The sequence below is a fragment of the Vibrio sp. 378 genome (genome assembly GCF_033339435.1).
On sequence record NZ_JAWOUO010000560.1, the window covers coordinates 1 to 696 of the forward strand.

Consider the following 696-nt stretch of genomic DNA (forward strand, 5'->3'; position numbering starts at 1 on the left):
GGTTACCAGGCGGTAGAGGCGGAAGATTACGATACTGCTGTAACCAAACTGGCTGAACCCTTCCCTGATTTAGTATTACTGGATTGGATGTTACCTGGCGGTAGTGGCATTAATTTTATCAAACACATGAAACGTGAAGAGCTTACACGCAACATTCCTGTTGTGATGCTGACTGCTCGCGGTGAAGAAGAAGATAAAGTTCGCGGTTTAGAGGTTGGTGCAGATGACTACATTACCAAACCGTTTTCTCCTAAAGAGTTAGTTGCTCGCCTTAAAGCGGTTATTCGCCGTGTTACGCCGACCGCATTAGAAGATGTGATTGATGTTCAAGGTCTCAAACTCGATCCTGTTTCTCACCGTGTTACTGCGAATGATGAAGCGGTTGATATGGGGCCTACCGAGTTCAAGATGCTGCACTTCTTTATGACCCATCAAGAGCGTGTTTACAGCCGTGAGCAGCTGCTAAATAACGTGTGGGGCACCAATGTTTATGTTGAAGACCGTACTGTTGACGTTCATATCCGTCGTCTTCGTAAAGCACTGGAAGCTGCCGGTCACGACAAACTGATTCAAACCGTTCGTGGCGCTGGTTACCGCTTCTCAACAAAGGCTTAGATTTTTATGCAGCTTATCAATGCCATTTCTGGAGTAATAAGTGGTTGAAAGATTAACGTGGAAAAAGCTGGCCTGGGAGCT

1 protein-coding gene is annotated in these 696 nt (G+C 46.1%); it reads left to right on the top strand.

Translation table 11 applies throughout. The features are described 5' to 3' along the window. The coding region (phoB, locus tag R7Q48_RS27540) for a phosphate regulon transcriptional regulator PhoB (protein WP_169643422.1) at positions 1-615 on the top strand (615 nt) is incomplete at its 5' end. Between the last annotated feature and the right edge of the window lie 81 nt (positions 616-696).